We start from the raw sequence: 23341 nt of genomic DNA on the forward strand, positions 1-23341 counted from the left end.
CAGCAGCATACAATACATGCAAGTCGATTCCTCTCTCCGCTTACGCGATTAGTCCTTTATGTACCGATGGTACTTCTTCCTCTGCCAAGGCACGTCAATGTCGAACGAATCAGGAATGCAGAATGGAATTCAACACTTCCTGGACCTCTTCCAATTCCCCAGAAGGGACGCGAATCTCAAATTGCTGCTTGGATAAACTGATGGGACGGGCCTGTACCAGAAAACCTTCTTCCGAAAGCTTGGTCTTAATCTTGTCCGCAACCTTTGCTGTCGGCGCAATGTAAATCACCGTCCACATGCCTTGTCCGCCCCCTAAGCTAATGTTCAGAGCCCGTATATTGGACTAATGATAACATACCTCACTTTTTTTCTGCAAGAAAGGGTTCGGGACCTTTGGGGAGAATTTGGGATCATGAGGGACATTAGTCCCCCACAAATAACTCATATGGTTGACGAAATCTTCTTATTGATACCTCTTCCATAAGCAGCCCTAAGCTTATCAGGGCAGCGTCAGCCGCCCTTGAAGACCTTCATATGAATCATTAGATTGACCACGGCATACAAGCATGGAAATACAGGGGGTTAAAGGTCTGAGGGGTATTTTTTGGCTTTAATATTTTTGTGTGCAATCCGGGCAGAAGCTGCAGCGGCCACCCCTGCAACCAGATCATCCAAAAAGACATGAATGGCTGTTGCGTGTTCGTTCAAATCATGAATGACACCTATTTTTTCTTTATCCAGATAACCAAAGCTGGTTAAACCGATCATACCATACACATGAGTAATGCCGAGGGCCAGAGTCTCGTCCACTCCATACAGGGATTCATCCGCTTCCATAATAGCTTGTAAGGGTTGGGGCAAGAGTCGCTTCTCCGCAAGTTCGTCGAGGGCAATACCCGTATAGAGCGTATATTGTACCTCTCGTTTCTGCAGAACGGATTTCACGCTGGTTACACAGTCGTCCAAGGTCAGTTCGGGGTGGTACCCTTTTTGCAGACGGTATACAATTGCGGCGATTGCATCAATCCGTACCCCCCGCCGGGCCAGCATGGCTTCTACGATTTCATATGACATATCTCGACCTCCCGCATCAATCCCCCGAGGACCACTCGGTCCTTCGGTGTTCTCAAGTGTATGCAGCAACCTGTTAAAATGTTCATAAAATGTGCGGATGGTTGAAATCAGCCCCCCTGCTATAACAAACACCAAAAAAACCTGTTCAGCATTTAGCCAAACAGGTTTCATATTGTGGAATAAGAACGATCACTTACGAGATAACCTCTTATTTAATTTTGACCGTACCTTCACCCAGCATCTTCTCCATATCGGAGAACAAGGTTGGTGATGGCTTAATTCGGTAGGCATCACTCAGCGCAAGCAGCTTCTGTTGCTGCTCATAGAAGAGCACCGTAGCCACAGGTCCGGGGTGCTCCTGAAGCAGCTGCTTCAGACGTGCCAGAAGCTCAGGCTTCTCCGCATGCGGGGCAATCTTCACGAACACCCGCTGCTCCACCGCCCGCGGTTCGCGGCTCTTCGCCGGGCTGCCAGCCGTTTCGGCGGCCCCGCCAGGCCGGGAAACCGCGGCCGTGGCTGCGCCCATCCCCGCCGCATCGCTGCGCGTCGCTGCCGAGCCTTGGCTCCCGCTGCTACGCGCAGCGGAAACATCCCCGCCTGCGCTGCTGCGCTGCACTTCGGCTCCTGCGCCCGCTGGTCGCCGCGGCGAAGCCGACTGCGCCGGGCGCGAAGAGCTGCCGCTGCCGGGCTTACCGCGCCGTTCACGGCTGCGCAGCTGCTGTTCCAGTGCTGCCGGTGACAACGGCACCACTTCCTCAGCCAGCAGCTTGAACCCTTCGTCCTGCTGCTGCACTTTGGCACGCACGATGAGCAGTTCACCTTTCCCGACATGTTGCTGGCTACGCCGCCATACCTCGGGAAAGAGAACCACTTCACAGCGTTCGATCTGGTCTTCCAGCTCCATGAACGCCATAGCCTTGCCCTGTTTCGTCGTAATTGACTTCACAGACACAACCATACCCGCGGCAACGGTCATCGTGTCGTCTGCCGCCTCGGTCAGCTCCATGATCCGGTCAGCCCCACTCGATTCAAGCACATCTTCATAGTCATCCAGCGGATGCCCGGAAAGATACAAGCCTAACAACTCACGCTCCAGCTCCAATTGCTGCCCAGAGGAATAAGGAGGAATTTCCGGGTATTCGATCTCCCAGTTTGGCGTCTCCACAAAGTCAAACAATTGAATCTGCAGATCCTCCCGTTCCTTGCGCCATTTCAGGGCTGCCTCAACAGTCTCATCCAGCATCGCCAGCAATTGGGCCCGGTGTCCAGGTAAGGTGTCAAAAGCTCCGGCCTGGATCAGCGATTCAATCACACGTTTGTTGCATACACGCAGATCCACACGACGACAAAAATCGAGCAGACTGTCGAACGGTCTCTCCTGCCTTACGATCATAATGCTTTCCATTGCCTGGGTACCGACATTTTTCACAGCAGCCAGACCGAATCGTATTGCACCCGTCGAAGTAGCATTCACCAATTCCGGTTCCTTCCGTTTGTCGGATGCTTCAGGCATGGATGTCGATGACTGCCACTCATATACGCCACTGTCCTCTTCCGGTCCAGGACCGGGATCATCCGGCAAAGGGGCTTCACCATATTCAGCTTGTCCCGAATGCCCATCATGCTCATGAACCTGATCTTCCTTGAAGGAAATTTCGTTACTGTTCGTGGCATGTTCTTCGGCGGGTCTTACGTCATTCTCTGTATCTGCTCCCGCAGTCTGCTGCGATACATTGCTCTGATCCCCGGTTCCTGCGCTGCCGGACGGTACAAATACAGGCGTAAACAGAATACCGCTCTCATTCACATCCGGCGGAAGCACCTCCATATCCATACGCCGACATTCCACCACGTACTCTGCCACTTTCCGATGACTGCCCATCACGGCTGTCAGCATGGACGCCATGAAATGAACCGGATAATGTGCCTTCAAATAAGCAGTCTGGAACGCAAGCACACCATATGCCGCGGCATGAGCACGCGGGAAGCCATAGTTGGCAAACTTGACGATCATATCATAGACCAGGTCTGCCTCTTCCTCGCTATACCCTTGTTTCAGACTGCCTTGTACAAAGTGTCCACGCTCCAGATCCAGCACTTCCCGTTTCTTCTTGGAGACCGCTCTGCGAAGCAAATCTGCCTCACCCAGCGAGAAACCCGCCATCCGGGAGGCAATCTGCATGATCTGTTCCTGGTACACGATGATGCCGTACGTATCTTTCAGGATAGGCTCCAGATCCACGTGCGGGTAATCCACTTCGATCTGTCCATGCTTACCCTGAATGTATTTGGATATGAACTCCATCGGACCCGGACGGTACAAGGCAAGTACAGAGATCACATCTTCAAATACGCTGGGCTTCATCTCTTTCAGCACTCGGCGTACACCGGCAGATTCCAGTTGGAATATGCCCATCGTGTCCCCTCGCCCAAGCATCTCGTAGGTTAAAGCATCATCGTCAGGAATAACACGGAAGTCCGGAACTTCTCCATGTTCCCCAATCCAGCGTACACACCGCTCAATGATCGAGAGGGTACGCAGACCAAGAAAGTCCATCTTAAGCAACCCTATCGACTCCAGGTTTTCCATGGAATACTGGGTTAACGCTGTCCCTTCACTGCCCTCCTGAAGCGGCACCACATCGGTCAGCGGGTCACGGGAGATGACCACTCCCGCTGCATGTGTCGAAGCATGACGTGGCATACCTTCGACCTTCATGGCCATATCCAACAGCTCACGAGTCTTGGGCTTGGTTTCATACAGCGCCTTCAGCTCAGGCGTAGCTTCCATGGCTCGCTCGATGTTAATGCCGAGCTGTGCTGGAATCAGCTTCGCAGCCTTGTCCACTTCACCATAAGGCACATTCAGTGCCCGTCCGACATCACGTACGGCTGCACGGGCAGCCATCGTTCCAAACGTAATAATCTGGGCGACATGGGCCTTGCCATATTTATGCGCCACATAATCAATGACCTCATCCCGCCGTTCATCGCTGAAGTCAATATCAATATCCGGCATGGAGATCCGCTCGGGATTCAGGAACCGTTCGAAGAGCAGGTTGTATTTCATCGGATCAACATCCGTGATGTGCAACGTGTACGCTACCAGACTTCCTGCCGAGGAGCCCCGGCCTGGTCCAGTAACAATGCCTTGCTTATGCGCATAGGCGATAAAATCCCAGACAATCAAAAAATAATCCGAGAACCCCATACTGTCGATCACACCAAGTTCATACGCCAGTCGTTGTTCAAGTTCGGATCGAAGCTCCGCATCAGCCCAACGTGTGGACTGCGCGTAACGTTCCTCCATGCCTTCTTCACACAGTTGACGCAGATACGCCGAAGGGCTGAGTCCATCGGGAAGTGGTCTGTATTCCGGCAAAATCGATTTGCCAAACTCAAGCTTCAACTCACAGGATTCCGCAATGCGGACGGTATTTGCCAGAGCTTCCGGTAAATGAGGAAACAATCGAGCCATCTCTTCTTCACTTTTCAGATAGAGCTGATTCGTTCCAATTCGGAGCCGATTCTCATCATCCACGGTCTTGCCCGTTCCGATACAGATCAGTACATCCTGAAGCTCCGCATCCTCTTCCGACAGATAATGCGCATCATTCGTCGCTACAAGCGGAATCTCCAGCTCGGCCGCCAGTTTGATCAACTGCGGATTCACCCTTTTTTGCTCGGAAAGCCCATGATCCTGAAGTTCCAGATAGAAGTCTTCACCAAAGATATTTTTATAACGCAACGCCGCACGCCGCGCTTCTTCCTCTCGTCCATGCAATAAGTGCTGAGGAACCTCGCCCCCCAGACACGCACTGAGGCAGATAATGCCCTCATGATGGGCAGCCAGACTTTCCATATCGACACGTGGTTTGTAATGAAAACCCTCGAGATGTCCAATCGAGCACAATTTCATCAGATTACGGTATCCGGTCATGTTTTTGGCCAGCAAAATCAAATGATGAATCGGCTGATCCTTGCGGCTGCCCCGCTCTTTGCGGGACCCTGCTGTCATGTATGCCTCGCAACCGATAATCGGCTTGATACCGCGTTCAATACATGCTTTATAAAAAGGAATTGCACCATACATTACGCCATGGTCGGTTAGCGCCAGTGTTGTCATTCCAAGATCTGCAGCCTTATTCACGAGATCCGGAATACGCGCAGCGCCGTCCAGCAAACTGTATTCGCTGTGAACGTGCAAATGCACAAAAGAACTCATGTTTTTTTCTTCCTTTCGCCGCAGATAGTCGCAGCATCGATCTTCTGATCCGTTTGCCGCTCTATCTCTCTCATATATATGAATTAAATAAATAAAAAATGGAATCACCTTTAAAAAAATTCGTAACAACCTCTGAAAAGGAGACTTTATTATTCTATTTTATCATAACGTTCGGGGGCACGCCCATACAATAGAAGTACAAGCCGCTCCCCCTGTGACAGACCGAAGACAGGAGGTGTGCTGCTAGGTCTGAAAGGGGTGTTGCCAGTGAGCACATTTTTGTCCAAAGCCATTCTTGATTTCTTTATTGCGTTTGGAATCGTGCTGGGCGGCGCGATGATCGGAGGTATTGGAGCCGTGATTTCACTTCAGCCTCCAACACAGACGATGCTCGATATTTCCGGGAAAATAAAGATATGGGCACTCGCAGCCGCTGTGGGCGGCACCATCGATCCCATGCGTGTCATCGAGAGCAATTTTCTGGATGGTAACCTGTCTCCGGCGGTCAAACAAATCCTCTATTTGATCTCTGCTTTTATGGGCGCGCATATGGGAACCGAATTAGTGAAATGGGTGTGCGGCGGAGGCCGAAGCTAATATGAGACAGGAACAGCGTTCATGAGAATTCCGCCATTCTCCCGTTACCGCCCGCTGATGCGAATGACCGCTGTATTTGTTCTGGGAATGATCGCTGGATGTGTCGTCTACAATGGTGTATTTCACCTGAGTTACAATGCGTTGTGGCTGAATAATCAGGAGCTGCAGCTTCAGCTGCATCAGAATGAGGAGGATATCAAAACGCTGAAAAAATACAGTAAACGCCAAACCGTAATCAAGGAAATCAAAGTCCGTGCAGAAGAATCGGATAAGGGACCCGATGAGGCTTCTCTGAAAGTGATGTTACAGAAGCTCGGAGACGAACTTGAAGTCCTTCGGGGCAGAGATGTATTCAACATCGACGAGTATAGCAAAATGACGCGAATCATGCTGAATCAGAAAGTGTACTCGGTCAGGGAAAAGGAATACACCGTTCAGGTCAAAACGATGCTGGTTATGGAAGGCGTACTGCAAGTTTGGGTACAGATTCGCATGCATGTTCCTACGTAACAGCAAAAAACTGCCCTTGTCTGCATCTCTGCATGGTACAATAAGGGCAGTAAATGCTTTCCAGAAAAGGAGCTGCGTCTTTGTGTTCATTGATGTACTCAAATATGTTCTAATCGCTATCTTTGCTGTTGCCATGGTTTTGGCAGCGTTGAACAGCATTCGTTCACACAGAAGCTCGGATGCTACCAGCGCCGGTCTGCACCGTTCGTGGACGAATATCTGGATGGGTGGCATGCTTGTTGTTCTTGCGCTGATCCTGATGTTTGTCTTCACGGGGTCCACCTTATCTGTGGTTGTGGAAGCGCTATTTTTGATTATGGGTGCGTACAATGTATTTGCCGGAATACGTAACCGCAGTTATTATGCGCGGCTTCAACAACGATCCAGTAATGGATCAGGTAAAACTTCCGGAAAATCTGCATGATTTATTGAAGCGCTATGGTTGTGTTTGCAAAAAAGAGAGTACTTCCCTTCATTAAGCGAAGCCAGAACCGCGCTACAGCGCAACCCGGCAAAGCTTCTCCATGAGGGAGTACTCTCTTTGTCTATGCCTGAGGCAACACAACCTGCTAGGCATGGTCAATGGACTGCAATGTCATTACTGCTTTGCATACCACACTGCCTTCACGTGTAACCACAATGTCCATTTTGCATGTTCGACGACTGGTTTCCAGAATTACAGGCCGAACCAGAATCTGATCCTCAATCTGTACCGGTCGAACAAAATAAGTCGTGACATTATCCACCACATGGTCGTTCCCTGTAACATCCCACGCTGCCCGCCGACCAGCCTGTGTCATCACATTCAACAGAACACCTTCGGAGATCGTACCCAGATCGGTTGCCATCTGAGGAATGATGAATCCGTGAAATAACAGTTCATTCTGATCACCGCGCTCCTCGGCAAACCCGTTCCAGATCAGATGATCAAACGTCTCTCCCAGTTGTGGCTGCTTCTGTGCATCCCGCATGGCCTGCAGCACTTCCTTGCGTGTGACGGACGCAATCAGTTTGCGATTGCGATCCACGATTGGCAGAAAATCGATTCCCTCCCAGGTCATAATTTGCGCAGCGGAAGCAAGAGAGGTTTGCAGCGAAGCCGTGATCGGGCGGCGGACGACACATTTCTCAATACTCTGATCCGCCGTCAGCTCACTGACATCCTTCAGACTGACAATGCCAATGACCCGGTTCCATTCATCCACGACTGGAAAGCGATGTTCACCCGTCTCCGACACCAGCATATGAAAATCTGCGGCTGAACTGGTGACCTTTAATACCTGCAAGCGAGGTTTCTGACCAATGATATCCTCAACAAGCATAATTTTTTTCTTAATCAGCCGGTCGAAGATCGCACGGTTAATCATGGAAGCCACCGTGAATGTATCATGTCTGGATGATATAATCGGTAGCCCAAGCTCGTCAGCCATAATTCTTACTTCACGGCTCGTCCCAAAACCACCCGTAATCAACACGCCCGCTCCCTGTTCGAGGGCAAGCGAGTGAGCATCCTCACGGTTACCCACAATCAATAGACTCCCAGCGTCAATATAACGGGCCATCGCCTGTTCTTTCATCGCACCAATCACATACTTGTGCAGCGGTTTGGCGAGACCTTCGTTACCACCCAGCACATGGCCCTCTACAATGGTCACAACATCAGCAAAGGTCAACTGTTCCGACATGCCCCGAGGTCTCTTCTCAATCCGTACCGTTCCAATTCGTTCCTTGGTCACGACGAGTCCAAAGTTCTCCGCCTCTTTTACGGCACGGTAAGCTGTCCCTTCACTTACACCGAGTTCCCGCGCAAGTCCACGCACCGATATTTTACTGCCAACCTTCAGTTGTTCAATATGTTGAAGTAACTGTTCATGCTTCGTTACGTTCTCTTCCTGTCCGTCCAACTGTACCACCCCCGAAGATGCATCTGTACTATTCTGTACCTATTATAACACGCCTTCAGGAAAATAACCCCACCCCATACCATTCTCATAGGCAAGGTTCGCCATCTGAATTTAATCGCTCAATTATCCTCTAATCCTGTATGTAGCAAAAAAGACCGGACCCCTTGCGTCAAGGGATTCCGGTCTCTCATGTTAGATCTCATACCGTACCTTATACAGACTCGCTCCGCTCCTGCTTGTCCAGCAGTTTCATCTCCCACTGCCGCAGCTTCGCCCGGCGAACGGCTTCCAGTGCACGTTTCTTCTCTTCATCCACACCGAGAATAAAATGTAGATGTGCACCAACGATTAATAAGGAGAATAGCACCCATACGATGCCAAAAATATTAACCCAGTCCATTCCTCCAGCAAAGGAAATCCGCGGCAGTGCAATGACCAGCATCGACAACGCAATAAGCAGATAGATTACATGTTTTGCTTTTTTCAACCTCTTCACCATTCACAGCTCCTTCGTTCTTGATCGACTCTATATTCTAGTCTATGAACGGTAAGGAGCTAATATGAAAGGTTCAGGTAAAAAAACAAGACAACCTTTTGGTACGTGTTCATCCTTCGTAATCAAAAGTGGACTTTTTGAACTACCTTTTTACGCTTCAGCTCCACCGTACAGATGACCCAGGCTGTCTGCAATAATTTTGTTCACGTCTTCAATGATGACACTGAGGCGACGCTCCGCATCAAACAAACGACGGATGTTCAGATTCAAACTCAGTACTTCAAACAGTTTCTCCATTTTCTCCATCTCATCCGGAGCTGGCATATCCCCGCTCATCATACGTTGTTGCAATTCCATTTGTTGATCACGGAAGTTATCCAGCATTGCTTTTGCATCCGGATCCGCTTCAATCAGCTTCATCGCGGAAGTAATCTCTTCCACCTCGCTGCTTTCTCTCAGTGCTTTGGCCAAATCATTGGCTTTGTCATAAATGTTCACTATTATTCCTCCTCAGATTGGTTTGTTCTTCCGTGTTAATACACGCTTTTCTCCGCTGTCAAACAAAGGCGATCTGAAACAGGCCATCAATAATCTGCCTCAAATCAAATGCATTTAATCCATATGGGTCAATCACCAAGGGTTATATGTCCTCATATGATGAAGCACATGCCATGTTCAGATGCCGTTCAACTTCGAGATCAGACATCAAGTTGCCGCCCGGAAGGAGATCCGTGATGTCCACTAAAAAAGTAACGATTCAGGTTACCGGCTCGGGCATCCTGCAGGACGACGTCATCATGCTGGGCGAAGGGGTGCTCAAGGCGCTTAAAATCCCTTCAGGAAGGCCGCTTCAGCTGCAATTTGGCTCTTTCCGCCGAGAAGTCACTGTCATTCCGGTTCCAAGGTATGACGGGCTGCGCATCAATCAGACCGTTGCCAGCAAGACCGGTCTCGTTCCACGTTCGGTCCTGAAGGTATCCTATCGTTCAGCCAGCCGTACGCTTCGCCTTGGACCCTACATCAGTGTACTGGTTAGCCAGGATTATCCCGATCAGCCCGATCGGCCCTTTGGCTCCATCACGATGTTCTGTCAAGAACTGGTGAACGCCTGCCGTAAGCAAGGCGCCTATGTATCCTTTTTCACACCGGAGGATATTGGAGCGGTAACGGGTTATATGAAAGGCTGGGTGTATGATGACGGCTGGAAAAAGACTGTTCTGCCTGTAGCAGACGTCGTCAATAACCGGCTAACGTCCCGCAAGCTTGAGAACAAACCTAGCGTACAGCATTTTATGAAAGAAGTAAAATCGCTCTACGGCACGCTAACCTTCAATGAAAAGTTTCTGGACAAAAACGAAGTATTTGACGCACTCAAGTCCATTTCAACGCTTAAACGAGTTCTTCCCGAGTCCCATTTGCTCAAGACATCCACCATGCTCAAGACGATGTGTAACCGGCACCCGGTTGTATTTCTGAAGCCCGTACGCGGTTCTTTGGGCAAAGGAATCATCCGGGTCTCACGTCAGATGGACGGAAGCTTCTTGACTCTGGCGACTGGCGTCGGGGGTACCCGGAAACAAACGTATGCTTCTCTGGATAAACTGTATGCCAGTATGTCTGGGAAAATGAAAACAACGCGTTATCAGATCCAACAAGGGCTGACTCTCATTGACAACAGTGGCAGACCCGTGGATTTCCGTGCGCTCGTGCAAAAGAACCGTACAGGTAAATGGAGTGTAACCTCCATCGTCGCACGGATTGCGGGTGGGAGTCACTACGTATCCAATCTGGCACGGGGTGGAAGTCTCAGCACCGTCAAGGATGCTGTTGCCAAAACACAGTTGTCTGGATCGGCCAAAGCTTCCGCATATGCAGGATTGCACACCGCAGCACTGGATATTGCAAAAGGGATCGAGAGTGCCATTCCTGCTCATTTTGGTGAACTCGGTATTGATCTGGCCCTGGACACGACTGGGCGCGTATGGCTGCTCGAAGTTAACTCCAAACCATCCAAGAATGATAATACACCACTGAGTGAGAGCAAGATCCGCCCTTCCGTCAAAGCCATGCTCGAATATTCTACGTACCTGGCGGGTTTTTGAAAAGTCATTCCCTATTGGAAACAAATCTGATAGAGGAGAGGTGCAGCGAAATGTTTCCATCATCTCAGATCAAAACAATGGCCATTCTGGTACGTGCAACCGAAGGCTCACCTCCCTTCACGGATGAACTTTTCTGCCGTCGTCTCAGTTTGGGGAGTATGCAATACGCGCTTCAGATTATTGTGATTCCGATATCGATTGATGTAGCCCATCTCCCTCTTCAATGGGGATATGCCTATCACCAAGGGAAGTGGAACTCAGTACCTGTTCCTGCAGTTGACCTCATTATGGATCGTTGTCTTCGCCCTCTCCCAAGGAACGTCAGACAACAGCTTAAGGAACGGATACGAACCAACGGCACAGATCAACACCGTTATTGGTCTGCTTCCCTTCCAGGAAAATGGGAGGTACATCGTGTGTTGTCCCGAAATCCTGAATTGCGGTCACAACTTGCCCCCACAACCCGGATCGGATCGCATATTCCTTGGGAAACCTGGCTGGACCGTTGGCCCAGAGGACTGTTCTTCAAACCGATATCCGGTACTCATGGCAAAAGTACCTTTCGCCTGTCTCGGGGAGCGACTCCATCAACATGGATCGTGGAGGGGCGTAACGAGGACAATGAACCCTTTTACCTTGCATTTAACCATACCCAGGCTGTATCTTCCTGGCTGGCATTACATCAGGCTGAGCGTAAGATGATCGTGCAGCCCTATCTGGAGCTTAGCCATCAGGGAAGAGCGTTCGACATACGGGCTCTTATGCAAAAGAACGGGCAAGGTCGCTGGACACTTACCGGATGTATGGTACGTGAAGGACCCGAAGGTTCACTTACGTCCAATCTTCACGGTGGGGGTAAAGCATATCCTGCCCACGCATATCTGCTCCAGCGATATGGAACGGTCCGTACAGAATCTCTGCTGAAGAACATCCGGCAGACTGCTACTCTTATCCCCACCCTGCTGGAGAGCCGTTTCGGCAGGCTAGCCGAATTGGGGCTTGATTTCGGAGCAGATGCAGAGGGCCAACTCTGGCTAATTGAAGTCAACTCCAAACCAGGCCGCACCTCATTCGCAGAAGCGGGCGACCGACGCATGCATATCCTGACTTATACCCGTCCGCTTGCCTATGCCCGTTATCTGTTGCAACAACATGTTCTCACGGACGTCTTTCGTCCAATGAAATTGCCGAATACATCCAGCAAAGCTGGCCTGAAACCCATCCCGATTCACGGCGGCTGAGGCCCGCAGCGCCCGCTTGCCATGGAGCCCAAGGATCTTTTCAGGATAGGAGGATAAATCATGAGTTTGACCTTTTGCAACCTGCATTTCACCAAGCAACCGGATAAAGTGGTTTATGTATCCAACGCTTTAATGAAGAGCCTCAACCTATCCGGCAAAAAAACGGTGCACCTTCGCTTCGGGCGTGACCGGGTACCTGCAACGATCAAACCAATCAAAAAAGCAGGTAAACATCTGTATCTCGCTTCAGGTATCCGTAATTTAATGAACGTTCCCAAACGTGGCAGTATTTATCTTCGAAACTTGCAAAATGATGAGGTGCAGTTAGGTCCACTGATCGGTGTACTCTCTGATGGGCCTGCGACGAGCACTAATCCATTCGGTTCCCGTACTGGTTTTATCAAACAGTTACTCCGTGAAGGCAGCCGGAAATCCTATATTTATGCCTTTACTCCCCGGGATATCAATTGGCAGAATGAGACGGTATCCGGTTTTTTTCTGAATGAAAACGGAAGCTTTACCCGTAAAACGGTACCTCTGCCCGATGTTGTTTACAACCGGTTACCGAGCCGCCGTTCCGATTTCTCACCAGCCATCAACCAACTGCGGGAACGATTTATTCGTCGGAAAATTCCGTTCTTCAACTGGAGCTTTTTCAACAAATCAGATATCTATACATTGCTGGAGAATGAACCGGTAGCAGGACGGTATATCCCTGAATCCATTACCAATCCATCCGTTGAACAGATGAAGGAAATGTTGGAACGCCATCAGTTCGTCTACTATAAACCTACTGCAGGAAGTCTGGGGAACGGGATCTACCGCCTAACTTATTCGCCCAAACGTGGATATTTCGCACGTTATCGCAAAAAAGGAGGTAATGCACTCCTGCGGTTTGGCTCCTTCAACAGTCTGATGCGCATGCTTCAGGGAAGACATGGCAAACAACTTCGCGGATATGTTGTTCAGCAGGGAATACGTCTAATTGAGATTGATGAATGTCCAATTGATTTCCGTTTTCATATGCACAAAAATGGTAACAATCAATGGGTTGTTGTCGGGATTGGAGCCAAAAAGGCAGGACGTGGCAGCGTCACAACACACATCAAAAATGGCGGCTCCCTAATGACTCCTGAGCAGGCGCTCAGTCGCAACTTCGGCGATCGTTCGGGAGAAGTTCTTCAGCATGCCAAATCCGTCGCTATTACACTGGCCCAGGCGATTGAAACCCAGCACCAGCATCTGATTGGTGAGATTGGCTTTGATCTGGGCATTGATCAGGAGGAACATGTATGGATGTTCGAAGCGAACGCCAAACCCGGGCGCTCCATTTTCCGTCACCCTTCACTCCGGGTGGAGGGAAAATCGTCAGTGGAGCACATCTTGGAACACTGCCTGTATTTGAGCAAGTTCCGGAAGAAGGAAGAAGTTTGATGAGCCTTCATGATGATTTCAAACCTGTCATTGCTGTTTTGACCATGCATGATAATCAGCGCATGTTCAGGGGAAATCATCAAAATTTTCAAGATATCCTACAGACAGGCGAGAGCATGGGATACGTGGTGTACATTGTAACTGTGCGGGATCTGAACGTGAGTGGTCCCACCGTGAAAGGATATACGTACAACAAGGGGAGTGGAAAGTGGGTTTCACAACCCTTCCCTCTTCCCCATGTTCTGTACAATCGTATTCCCAACCGCGAAGACGAAGGAAAACCTTCCGTTCAGCGCAAAATTGACGAATGCATGCAATCAGGAATCGAACTGTATAACCCGTTCTTCTTCAACAAATGGGATCTGTTCGAATGGCTTAAGAAGTCCAAATCAACTCAGCAATTGATCCCTTATACTCGGCGGATGCGAAGTGCTTCTTCTCTGGGTGCCGTTCTACGGAGCTATCCCTATCTGTACCTTAAACCTGAGAGCGGCAAAGCTGGTAAAGGAATCATGATGCTTAAATTTCAGGAAAAAGAACGTCTTCCCTATCGACTCAAAATACAAACCACACGTAAAAGCACGACCTATAAAGCAGCTACACTCGCCAAGTTATGGGCACGGATTCGCAAAGAAACCGGACATACGCCCTATATCATGCAACAAGGCATTGAACTGGCCTCCTCTCGTAAACGCCCCTTCGATTTGCGTGTTCTGGTACAAAAGAACAGCAAGGGTCAATGGAGTGTAACGGGTGTAGGTGCGAGACTTGCTGGCTCTCGCAGCATTACAACACATGTGCCACGCGGCGGGACCGTAGAAGACCCTGAGAAGCTGCTGACCGAGCTTTTTGGGGAAGAAATGGCAACAGCCCTGATGAAACGTGTGAAATCCACTTCATTAATGATCGCAAGACAGGTAGAACGTGGATCGGGTTTCACACTCGGAGAAATGTCCATGGATCTGGGCATTGATGAACTGGGGGAACTCTGGTTCTTTGAAGCCAATGCCAAACCCATGAAGTTCGATGAACCACAGATCAGACGGAGGTCATTGGAACGTATATTTCACTACAGCGCTTATCTTGCCCATCAGTCCAAACGATGATAGACAGGAATACTGCAAAAAGAAGGTGATTGCTTGTGTCCTCACCTGTTCTGGGCATTATGACGTTGTACTTAAATGAACATCGCGCTCTTGAAGAACGAAGCATCTATCGCAGAATGATTCTTGAAGGGCGCAAGCGGGGACTTGATATCTATGTATTCACACCAGCCGACGTACATCCCGGCGGCAAAAAAATTGAAGCCATGGTTTATCACGAGGGAAAAGGCTGGTCCAGGGAATGGAGATCATTCCCGGACCTGATCTTTGATCGCTGCCGGATTCAGCGTAACCGCAGGTTTCAGCAATTGCTTGCTTTTCGCGAGAAATATGGCCATCTGCTCTTTCTGAACAGACCTCTGCGCAATAAATGGACCATCCACCAAACCCTTTTGCAAAAAGCCAACTTTCGTGAGCACCTGCCGGAAACCACTCTGTTTCAGGATATGTCCGATGTAAATCGGATGCTCAAAGTTTCTTCTCTGGTCTATCTCAAACCCATTAATGGAACAGGCGGACGTGGTATTCTGCGCATTGAACGCGGCAGTAGCGAGGCGAATACGGTGCTTGTTCAGGGGCGAGATCAGAAACGTCGTATCATCACTCCACGTAAAGTTCATTTATCACGACTAGGCTCGTTGCTCCAGCACTGGAACATGAAAGACAAGTATCTTGTACAAAAGGGCATTCAACTTCAGCTTCCGAACGGACGTGTGCATGATTACCGCATGCTCGTTCAGAAGAACGGTGAAGGACAATGGGAGCTTACCGGATGTGCCGGACGCATGGGTGCAGAAAAAAGCGTAACCTCCAATCTGCATGGCGGCGGTCAGGCCATAGCGATGAACCGACTCATGAAGCAATGGATTGATGATGACGACCTCCGAGCAGAGATTAACACAACTGCAGAGAAGTTTGGCATTGATGTTGCTTCATTTCTGGAAGATACGTATGGGAACCTATGTGAGCTGGCACTGGATTTGGCGATTGACAGAAGCGGACGTATCTACCTGCTTGAAGTCAACCCCAAACCTGCACGTGAGGTATTCGCTCGCATCGGTGAGCGGGACATCTATTATAAAGCCATCACTCAACCGCTGGAGTACGCCTTATGGGTATATCGCAATCAGGAAAGTCACCCTGTCAAACCAATAAGAACCACCCGGCTTGCAAGCAACAGACCATCTGCATTGAAGAAAGCACGCAAAAAGAGATGATCTGTTGATCACAAATAAAAGAGCGCCCCCCCGTTGATAACATCTCGGGTGGGGCGCTCTCGTATGATGACTGACATTTTCAATTGAGGATTAGCTTATTCCGCTTCATCATACAGGCGCAGCAGCTCTGTAAAATCAGAGATGAGCACATCTGAGCCCGCAAGCTCCTCATCACGGCCAAAACCGGCATAGGCACAGCCGATGACCGCCTGACCATTCATTTTACCAGCTTCCACATCAGAAGAGCGATCCCCTACCATCCATGCGTCCTGAATGCGATGTTTCTCAAGCAGGATCTGCACCAGATTAATCTTGGATGGAGTCTTGTACTGGCCTGCACTGTATACCCCTTCAAAGAAAGGCATAATCTCGTGTGCAAACGCCACACCCTTCACATAGTCCTCCAGCCCATTACTTGCGACAAAAAGACGCACGCCTTGTTGTTTTAAGGCTTGCAGCGTTTCTTTCACACCCGGATACAATTGAGAACTTCCTTGATCAAGCCCCTCAATCTCCAGCTGAAGCAGCAATTCGTCTGCACGACGATGTGCGGCTTCTGATGCCTCAGGCATAACCACTTTCCATATATCTTCGAGCAACATGCCCAAGCTTCCCAGCATCCGTTCCTCGGGTGGAGTTTCTCCTTCAAAATGCCCTTCGGCACGCAATGTATCAAATAGTTGCTGGTAAGCTGGCAGCAACAGGGTCTCTGTCTGGAATAGCGTACCATCCATGTCAAAAATCATCGCTTCCGGTTTGAGCAATACCTTCTCTTTAGTCATGTCCAATTGTTCCTTTCGGATTGGGATATGTATGTGTAATTGGAATCGTTCCCTTCCCATGATAAACATAACGTTTGAACGTGTAAACCAACGATTGTAAAACATCGCTAACCCTAACCTTATACACAATCAACCAAACATTATATTATAGTTAAACAAACTATATACAAAAGAAGTTTCTTTACGTATAATACTAAAAAAATAGTGCTTTAGACACCTAATCTAAAGACCTACAATTATTACATTTCCGGTTTTTTCGACAACTACATATACCCCATAGAGAGGAATAACAAACATGAAAAAGCGCAAGACCTTCAAGATTTTTTATAAGATCGGATTAGGATATTTACTCGTGCTGGCTGTACTGGCTGGTTGCATCCTGCTGATTCAGAACAGCACAAGTCAGCTTCAACGGGAGCTGGATTTTCTGGTCGATCACGATATGAGAGTACACGCGCTAACCTATGAACTTGAAAGAAACATGGTAGATATGGAAACAGGTCAACGTGGTTACATCATCACGGGTCAGGACAATTACCTCGATCCCTACATCCAAGGAAAAGAGCAACTTATTACACTCCGAGATGAACTTGCTGCTTTAATTTCGGACAATCCTGCTCAACTTGCACTTTTGGAAGACATACATACTAGTATTGAGAACTGGGTCCAGGTCGCTGGAGAACCTGTGGTTGCCCTTCGCCAAGCAAATAATACGCAAGCCATTCGAGATTTTTTTGCAGATGATCCAGGTAAAAGAGACATGGACGAGATTCGCACTGCCCTCAATACGTTTCGAACCAACGAGCATACGTTAACCGATAACCGTACAGAAGCGCTGAAGCAAAAAAACGCACTACTGAACTTGGAACTATATGGGGCACTTATCGTTGTGGCCATTATCTCGTTCATCACTGCATTGGTCCTGTCACGTGCCATTGTTAGAAACATCCGTACCGTGAAGCAGGCATTGAATGACATTGGTTCTTCCAATGGTGACCTGACACTGAGAATCGCTACGCCAATGAAAGACGAAACTCGTGAACTCGCGGAGGCCGCCAATACAATGCTCGCTGGTCTGCAGCAAATGATGCTGGACGTTCAGAGCAATGCCATGATTCTGAGCACAGCTTCGAATCGATTGGATAAAGGGGTTGCCGATAGCCATCTTGCAGGAAAAGAGGTTGCCACTGCCATGGAACGCGTCGCGGAAGGGGCTGATGAACAGGTTGCTCTTACGCAAACCATGGTAGCTGCGATGCAGCAATCCCTCACTGGGCTTAATCGTGTCGCCTCCTCGGCAGGTGACGTAGCAGAACGTGCTGTGCGTACCGAATCCATTGCCGTGGATGGGCAACAGCGCATTGATAATGCTGTAGGCAAAATGAGTTCCATTGAGCAATCCTTCCTCTCTGTACAGGAAGCCATTAATGAAATTTCGAAGATGTCTGATCAAGTGATCAACATCGCAGATTCCATGTCGGGTATTGCGAGACAAACGAATCTGCTTGCACTTAACGCCGGAATTGAAGCAGCCCGCGCTGGGGAAAATGGACGTGGCTTCGCTGTCGTTGCCTCGGAAATCCGTAATCTTGCAGATCAAAGTGCAACATCAGCCAAAGAAATTACAAGTATCCTGGAGACCGTGGTAGCAGGTGTTCAAAGTACAGTTCAGGTCGTTGATGTGAGCACTCTACATGTGAATGAAGGGTTGCGAACTATTGAGGATGCAGGTAATGCTTTTTCAACCATTACTCAGCATATTCATAACCTCAGTGGTGAAGTTTTGGAGGTATCTGCGGTTGTCGAAGAGTTAACTTCCGGTAGTGAGGCCGTGATGAGGTCCATTAATGAAGTATCGGCTGTTGTGGAAGATACTGCTTCAGCCACAGAAGAAGTATCTGCGATGACGGAGGAACAACTTGCTTCTCTGCAGGAAATGTCTGACACGTCCAAGCAGTTGAATGAGATGTCCGATGCACTTGATCAGTTGGTTAAACGATTCAAACTGGCTTGATCTCTTCTAGTACGGTTGAGTCGAAAGAAAAGATGATTTCTGTAAATACAGAAATCATCTTTTCCATTCCATTTCAGATGTACATAGAAACACCCTCAGAGTGAACGTTACTCAACTCCAAGGGTGTATTTGTACAAGACTACTGGTTATTTTTTATTTTTGCAGAACAAGAAAATCATTAAGCTTGTTATTCGTGCCTGAATCTGCAGGCTTCGTAATCCACTCCGACAACAACCCCTGTAAAGTTTCTACCTCTGACGCAGTCAACTTATGTTGGTAGCGTGGGTAATCTCTAAAAAATCGTTCAAGATTCATAGAAACATTACTTATTAACGGCTGCTCATGGTAAAAAGTTGTTCCTGTAGCTACTGCATTTAATTTGGAAGCTGCCGCTTGATACTGGTAGATCTCTTCCTCCAAACCCCGTTCAGCATTTTTTCGCAAATGATCCTGAATATTCTCCGCATACGTTGTGAAAGATTGATTCATTTTGTCCTGAAGTCGATCATACTGAGTGTTTGAATTCCAGAGCATATAGGTTACAGCCAAATTTGAGAGAATGAGTAGGATGATGATATAGAAAGGCCATTTTTTTGCCCCCATCTGCTTCACTCCCTTGAAAGTATATTATTTATATTGTAGTTGAGCGAAACTATCCACTTCTGAAAACTTATCTTGTTGATTTAAAGACAAAGAACCTCCTATTGGAATAGAAACACTAGGCGAAATTGAGAAAACTTTCTCTTGGTGCCTATAGTATCCTAAAGTATCATAAAATGAGTTTAAGGTCCATTTACCACTTTCCCTAGGTTTGACAGTAAAACTAAGATACCCTCTCTCATCCCTGTAATTCATTGCTGGTGAAAACAAATTAAACTGAGCAGTAACGCCGCCAGGATGGTAACGTAATGTTGCATTATTCTCTGTATACTCACGCCAATCCATATTCAGTGGATTATAAGTATCGGTTTTATGAACGAAACTAGCTGTATTATTTAGAGGTGCTACATTGTTACTGAGGCCAATGGCCAAAATATCCTCTTTATTATAATAAGCATTTTTAAGCCATTGAAATCTAACCGAAACCTGACCATTAGTATTGTAATAAGTCATATTTGTTTCAAGTCTTAGCCACGATGTTGTTGTAGTTTTACTGTCCCCAACACTCTGTGTTGAAATTTCACTTTGCATTTCCTTAGCTATTTCATTTAAAGCTTCTTCTCTAGTCACTTTGGTAACTACTGTATTAGTGTTGTCCTCGCTAAAAGACCTCAACATTTGATTATCTTCATTTATTAAGTGTACTAGCTTAAAATATTCGTCTTTATTAGATTTCATTCTTGGTTCCTTTGCAAGAAGTTTTTCTAAATCATTGTCAGTTAAGTCACTAGCAAATTCAGTTGAAATCCCGTAACTTTGCACAATAAGTTTTTCCTTTTCACTCCGACTGTCTTGATCTGCAAAAATCTGAGTGGGAGCACATAAAAATAAACATAAAGATATTATTAGTTTTTTGCCCTTTACCATAATATACCTCCTTTGTAGTATATCTTGATTACCACAAACGAAGAAAAATTAAACATTTAATTCGGACTTAATCCCAAATAATATTAAATTAATTTGGTCACTTAATTTCCCGTGTTTCGTAGCTCTTCAAGCACAACTTGCGCCTGATACCCGTCGTTAAAATCATATATCTTGGCTGGTTGGCCTTGTATGCGGGCAATGACATGTTTAAGTACAGGCAATTCACTGGCGGATTCAAGCACTTCCACTGGAGAAAGGGGCTGTCCCACCAGGCCCGTCTTCAATTCTTCCCAATTTTCCAAGGCAATCGTGCCCTTCGTACCGTACACCACCATGGATACACGTTCTTCTCCCGCAAATTGAGACATGCCGTTTAGCTGAATTCGAGTCCCGTCTTCCAGTTGCAATGCAGCCTGTACTTCAAGTTCACATTCTCCATTCTCAGGATATTGAACCTGAGTGCTCACAACCCGAATGGCACCAAACACCTTTTGAATCATATGAATCCAGTGAATCCCCACTTCAAGAATAAATCCACCCTGTTCCCGGCTCGTAATCCATGCATTCTGTTGCCATGATCGTGGCCACTGAGGAAATTGCAGAATGAGATCTATTTTGCGAATCGTCCCCACTGTACCCTGCTCAATCATCTCTTGCAACTTCAGCACGGAAGGTTCATGCGGCATAGAGAAGTGGATGGCATGAACAACGCCCGCCTGCTCCGCTGCATCCAGCATCTCTTTGGCTTCTTCTACACTATTGGCAAGTGGTTTCTCGCAGAACACATGAATTTTTCGCTCCAGCGCTTCCATGACAACCGGATAATGAAATTTCGGTGGAACTGCAATATATAACAGATCAATCTGATGTTCATTCATCAATTGCTTGTAATCCGTATACGTCCTAACCCCCTGATGAGAAGCTGCAAAGGACGCCAAACCTTCCTCATTCGCATCACATACCGCTACAATTTCAATCTTTGTATCCATCTTCGTATTTTCGATTTGATGAACCATATGTAGTCCCATTTTACCCAGACCAATCAGAGCCATCTTGATGACTACCATTCTATCCCCTCCCAATTCCTTTCCAGTATAGCAGAAAGCAAAGATTTGCGAATGCGATGCGTTGATACGAAAAAGAAATAAAACGCTAGCTTTCAAGTCGCTCGTTGAACCTGAAATTCATCATGGTTAGTCATCTTTTTACATTATTTGTAACTAAGTATCGATTGGGTAATTCGTTGCAGGGATATATAACCATTTATTTTTACTTTATCCAGCAACACGTAAAGCGTTACCAACTTAAGAATCAGGAATTTAGACTCATAAAAACAGGTTGACAAAAAACCACAAAAAAAGATACTCTTCCTAATAACAAAGAATATTTCCTCTTACAACCTTAGACATTGACTTGCATTCAACAAATGGAATATGCGTATGGTTCTATTAACCTATTTCATGAAGCGAGGTGTCCCGCGTGAGAACAGTTGCGGACTATTTGGCAGAAACTCTGCGTAATCTAGGCGTTACTCATGTCTTTGGTATTATTGGTAAATCCATCTGTCCTGCTGTCCTGAAGATGGTGGATTACGGATTAGAGTTCATTCCAGGCCGTCATGAATCCAGCTCAGGTTTTGCCGCATCCGGTTATGCATTACAGACGGGTAAACTCGGCGTTGCCTTTGCCACATCCGGTCCAGGCGGAACCAATCTGATTACTGCTGCCGCCCATGCAAAGGCCAACAATCTGCCCGTACTATTTATTACGGGTCATCAATCCATTCAGGAACTGGGGCTACCCCAGTGTCAGGACTCCTCTTCCTATCTGGCTGATCTGGCCGAGATGTTCAAACCTGCTACACTATTCAGCAAACTGGTTGAACGTGGTGATCATTTCAGCACATTGCTGAATCATGCTCTTTCCATTGCACTCGGCCCCAATAAAGGCCCCGTTCACCTCTGTCTTCCTTTTGACGTACAGACCGAGTTGTTACCTCAATGCCGGATTGTCATTCCCGAACCGGAACCTCTGCTTAGCGTATCTAACCTGAATCGCATTCTTCCTCTCATTCAACAATCCAACCGTCCCTTAATTATTGCTGGTAAAGGTGTAAGTCGCGCCAGAGCTCATGATGAATTGCTTCATCTGGCGGAATCGTTCAACATCCCCGTCATTACTACACCTGGTGGAAAAGGAGCGATTGCGTGGGACCATCCCCTGTACCATGGACCTTGTGGTGTTGGAGGTTTCCCGCATGCAGACGACATGCTGAACCAAAGTGACCTTTATATCGTACTTGGCTCACGTCTGAGTGATATGACCATCTGCAATCTGAAGCCTGATAACCACCCGGCACACCTCATTCAATTTGACGCTGATCCTACATTTGTGGGCAAGATTCTGAGCGCTCAAACCTTACATATCACTGGTGATTTAAAGGACAACCTGCAATATTTACTGGGTACTATAGAAGATCTTCCTACTCCTATGAGAACTACGTCACCCTTGGATTACACTGTTCCTTTGCCGGATCTCCCCCAACTGTCTCTGGCTTCTGTTCTGGACGGGATGAGCGATCTGCTGCCGTACGATCATACACTGTTTGTCGATGATGGCAGCCATGGATTTCATGCGGTCCAGCGATATAAAGTCAAGAAACCAGGCAGCTTTGTGTTTGACGCATACTTTGCATGCATGGGTAACGCCATTGGTATGGCGATAGGCGCAAAGGCCGCTTCACCCACAGAGACCGTCGTATGCATCACCGGGGACGGATGTTTCATGATGCTGGGGACGGAGATCAATACCGCGGTATGCAACAATCTGAATGTCATTTTCATTGTCGTTAATAACAAACAACTGGACATGGCACTCAAAGGCATGGAAAAAACAACGGGCAGAATTGATGGCACATTATATGAAGTTCCTATGGATGCAGCCAAATTTGCCGAATCTCTCGGTGCAGTTGCGTTTCGTGCAGAGACCCTTGCTGAGTTCTCATCTGCGCTGAACACAGCCCAGACGTTGAATCAGGTAACTGTTATTGAGCTTCTGACCGATCGAGATGAAATTCCACCCACGGCTCACCGCACCGTAACTTTGAATTAGGAGG

The 23341-nt window shown here is 47.8% G+C and carries 20 protein-coding genes; 10 read left to right on the top strand and 10 right to left on the bottom strand.

All coding sequences use genetic code 11. The features are described 5' to 3' along the window. Positions 1-109: 109 nt before the first annotated feature. From AB4111_RS06895 to AB4111_RS06905, 3 genes are all read right to left on the bottom strand, one after another. Positions 110-298 carry a glutamate decarboxylase gene (locus tag AB4111_RS06895; protein WP_442030938.1) on the bottom strand — a complete coding sequence of 63 codons (189 nt, stop codon included), beginning with the start codon at positions 296-298 and terminating at the stop codon, positions 110-112. 284 nt (positions 299-582) lie between these two features. Beyond that, a complete protein-coding gene (locus AB4111_RS06900) occupies positions 583-1074 on the bottom strand; it encodes a phosphatidylglycerophosphatase A family protein (protein WP_253433050.1) in 492 nt (163 codons plus the stop codon). A 208-nt stretch (positions 1075-1282) separates the two neighbouring features. Continuing rightward, positions 1283-5299, bottom strand: coding sequence for a DNA polymerase III subunit alpha (locus AB4111_RS06905; protein ID WP_442030939.1), 4017 nt, complete (start codon positions 5297-5299; stop codon positions 1283-1285). Between the two features lie 267 nt (positions 5300-5566). Here AB4111_RS06905 and AB4111_RS06910 point away from each other — a divergent pair, with 267 nt between their 5' ends. The 3 genes from AB4111_RS06910 to AB4111_RS06920 all read left to right on the top strand — a co-directional run bounded on the left by AB4111_RS06910 (position 5567) and on the right by AB4111_RS06920 (position 6830). Then, positions 5567-5896: a YtrH family sporulation protein gene (locus AB4111_RS06910; RefSeq protein ID WP_026081169.1), complete on the top strand. Its 330-nt coding sequence runs from the start codon at positions 5567-5569 to the stop codon at positions 5894-5896. A gap of 21 nt (positions 5897-5917) precedes the next feature. Next, positions 5918-6406 carry a hypothetical protein gene (locus AB4111_RS06915; protein WP_442030940.1) on the top strand — a complete coding sequence of 163 codons (489 nt, stop codon included), beginning with the start codon at positions 5918-5920 and terminating at the stop codon, positions 6404-6406. Between the two features lie 82 nt (positions 6407-6488). Beyond that, positions 6489-6830, top strand: a complete 342-nt coding sequence (locus AB4111_RS06920) for a YtpI family protein (protein WP_442030941.1) — start codon at positions 6489-6491, stop codon at positions 6828-6830. A gap of 145 nt (positions 6831-6975) precedes the next feature. On the opposite strand, the gene AB4111_RS06925 is transcribed toward AB4111_RS06920, so the two are convergent. The 3 genes from AB4111_RS06925 to AB4111_RS06935 all read right to left on the bottom strand — a co-directional run bounded on the left by AB4111_RS06925 (position 6976) and on the right by AB4111_RS06935 (position 9304). Further along, positions 6976-8310 carry a DRTGG domain-containing protein gene (locus tag AB4111_RS06925; protein ID WP_253433039.1) on the bottom strand — a complete coding sequence of 445 codons (1335 nt, stop codon included), beginning with the start codon at positions 8308-8310 and terminating at the stop codon, positions 6976-6978. 211 nt (positions 8311-8521) lie between these two features. Then, entirely contained in the window at positions 8522-8806 is a 285-nt protein-coding gene (locus tag AB4111_RS06930) for a hypothetical protein (RefSeq protein ID WP_085981456.1), read from the bottom strand. A 150-nt stretch (positions 8807-8956) separates the two neighbouring features. Then, the gene (locus AB4111_RS06935) at positions 8957-9304 is read right to left on the bottom strand and encodes a YlbF family regulator (RefSeq protein ID WP_036609862.1); all 348 of its coding nucleotides are present in this window, start codon (positions 9302-9304) and stop codon (positions 8957-8959) included. A gap of 236 nt (positions 9305-9540) precedes the next feature. Here AB4111_RS06935 and AB4111_RS06940 point away from each other — a divergent pair, with 236 nt between their 5' ends. The 5 genes from AB4111_RS06940 to AB4111_RS06960 are packed head-to-tail and all read left to right on the top strand — an operon-like array spanning position 9541 to position 15903. After that, complete coding sequence (locus AB4111_RS06940; protein WP_442030942.1) at positions 9541-10908, top strand: YheC/YheD family endospore coat-associated protein; 1368 nt, start codon at positions 9541-9543, stop codon at positions 10906-10908. A 50-nt stretch (positions 10909-10958) separates the two neighbouring features. Next, a complete protein-coding gene (locus AB4111_RS06945) occupies positions 10959-12149 on the top strand; it encodes a YheC/YheD family endospore coat-associated protein (RefSeq protein WP_442030943.1) in 1191 nt (396 codons plus the stop codon). A 60-nt stretch (positions 12150-12209) separates the two neighbouring features. Beyond that, positions 12210-13583, top strand: coding sequence for a YheC/YheD family endospore coat-associated protein (locus tag AB4111_RS06950; RefSeq protein ID WP_442030944.1), 1374 nt, complete (start codon positions 12210-12212; stop codon positions 13581-13583). Further along, positions 13583-14689, top strand: coding sequence for a YheC/YheD family endospore coat-associated protein (locus AB4111_RS06955; protein ID WP_442030945.1), 1107 nt, complete (start codon positions 13583-13585; stop codon positions 14687-14689). The genes AB4111_RS06950 and AB4111_RS06955 overlap by 1 nt, the downstream gene beginning before the upstream one ends. Positions 14690-14724: 35 nt before the next feature. Continuing rightward, positions 14725-15903 (top strand): YheC/YheD family endospore coat-associated protein, encoded by a 1179-nt coding sequence (locus tag AB4111_RS06960; protein ID WP_442030946.1) that lies wholly within the window; start codon positions 14725-14727, stop codon positions 15901-15903. A gap of 95 nt (positions 15904-15998) precedes the next feature. Here the strand turns inward: AB4111_RS06960 and AB4111_RS06965 are convergent, their stop codons facing one another. Then, positions 15999-16685, bottom strand: a complete 687-nt coding sequence (locus AB4111_RS06965; RefSeq protein ID WP_278295967.1) for an HAD family hydrolase — start codon at positions 16683-16685, stop codon at positions 15999-16001. Between the two features lie 295 nt (positions 16686-16980). Between AB4111_RS06965 and AB4111_RS06970 the strand changes: the two genes are divergently transcribed. Next, positions 16981-18699 (top strand): methyl-accepting chemotaxis protein, encoded by a 1719-nt coding sequence (locus AB4111_RS06970; RefSeq protein WP_442030947.1) that lies wholly within the window; start codon positions 16981-16983, stop codon positions 18697-18699. A gap of 153 nt (positions 18700-18852) precedes the next feature. On the opposite strand, the gene AB4111_RS06975 is transcribed toward AB4111_RS06970, so the two are convergent. From AB4111_RS06975 to AB4111_RS06985, 3 genes are all read right to left on the bottom strand, one after another. Beyond that, the gene (locus AB4111_RS06975) at positions 18853-19302 is read right to left on the bottom strand and encodes a hypothetical protein (protein WP_253433014.1); all 450 of its coding nucleotides are present in this window, start codon (positions 19300-19302) and stop codon (positions 18853-18855) included. Between the two features lie 24 nt (positions 19303-19326). After that, the gene (locus AB4111_RS06980; RefSeq protein WP_442030948.1) at positions 19327-20226 is read right to left on the bottom strand and encodes a hypothetical protein; all 900 of its coding nucleotides are present in this window, start codon (positions 20224-20226) and stop codon (positions 19327-19329) included. A 101-nt stretch (positions 20227-20327) separates the two neighbouring features. After that, positions 20328-21293, bottom strand: coding sequence for a Gfo/Idh/MocA family protein (locus AB4111_RS06985; RefSeq protein ID WP_442030949.1), 966 nt, complete (start codon positions 21291-21293; stop codon positions 20328-20330). Positions 21294-21705: 412 nt separating this feature from the next. On the opposite strand from AB4111_RS06985, the gene AB4111_RS06990 reads away from it, so the two are divergent. Beyond that, positions 21706-23337 carry a thiamine pyrophosphate-binding protein gene (locus AB4111_RS06990; protein ID WP_442030950.1) on the top strand — a complete coding sequence of 544 codons (1632 nt, stop codon included), beginning with the start codon at positions 21706-21708 and terminating at the stop codon, positions 23335-23337. Positions 23338-23341: the final 4 nt, after the last annotated feature.

Origin of the sequence: Paenibacillus sp. 2KB_22, assembly GCF_052115745.1 — a bacterium.
Lineage (GTDB): Bacteria > Bacillota > Bacilli > Paenibacillales > Paenibacillaceae > Paenibacillus.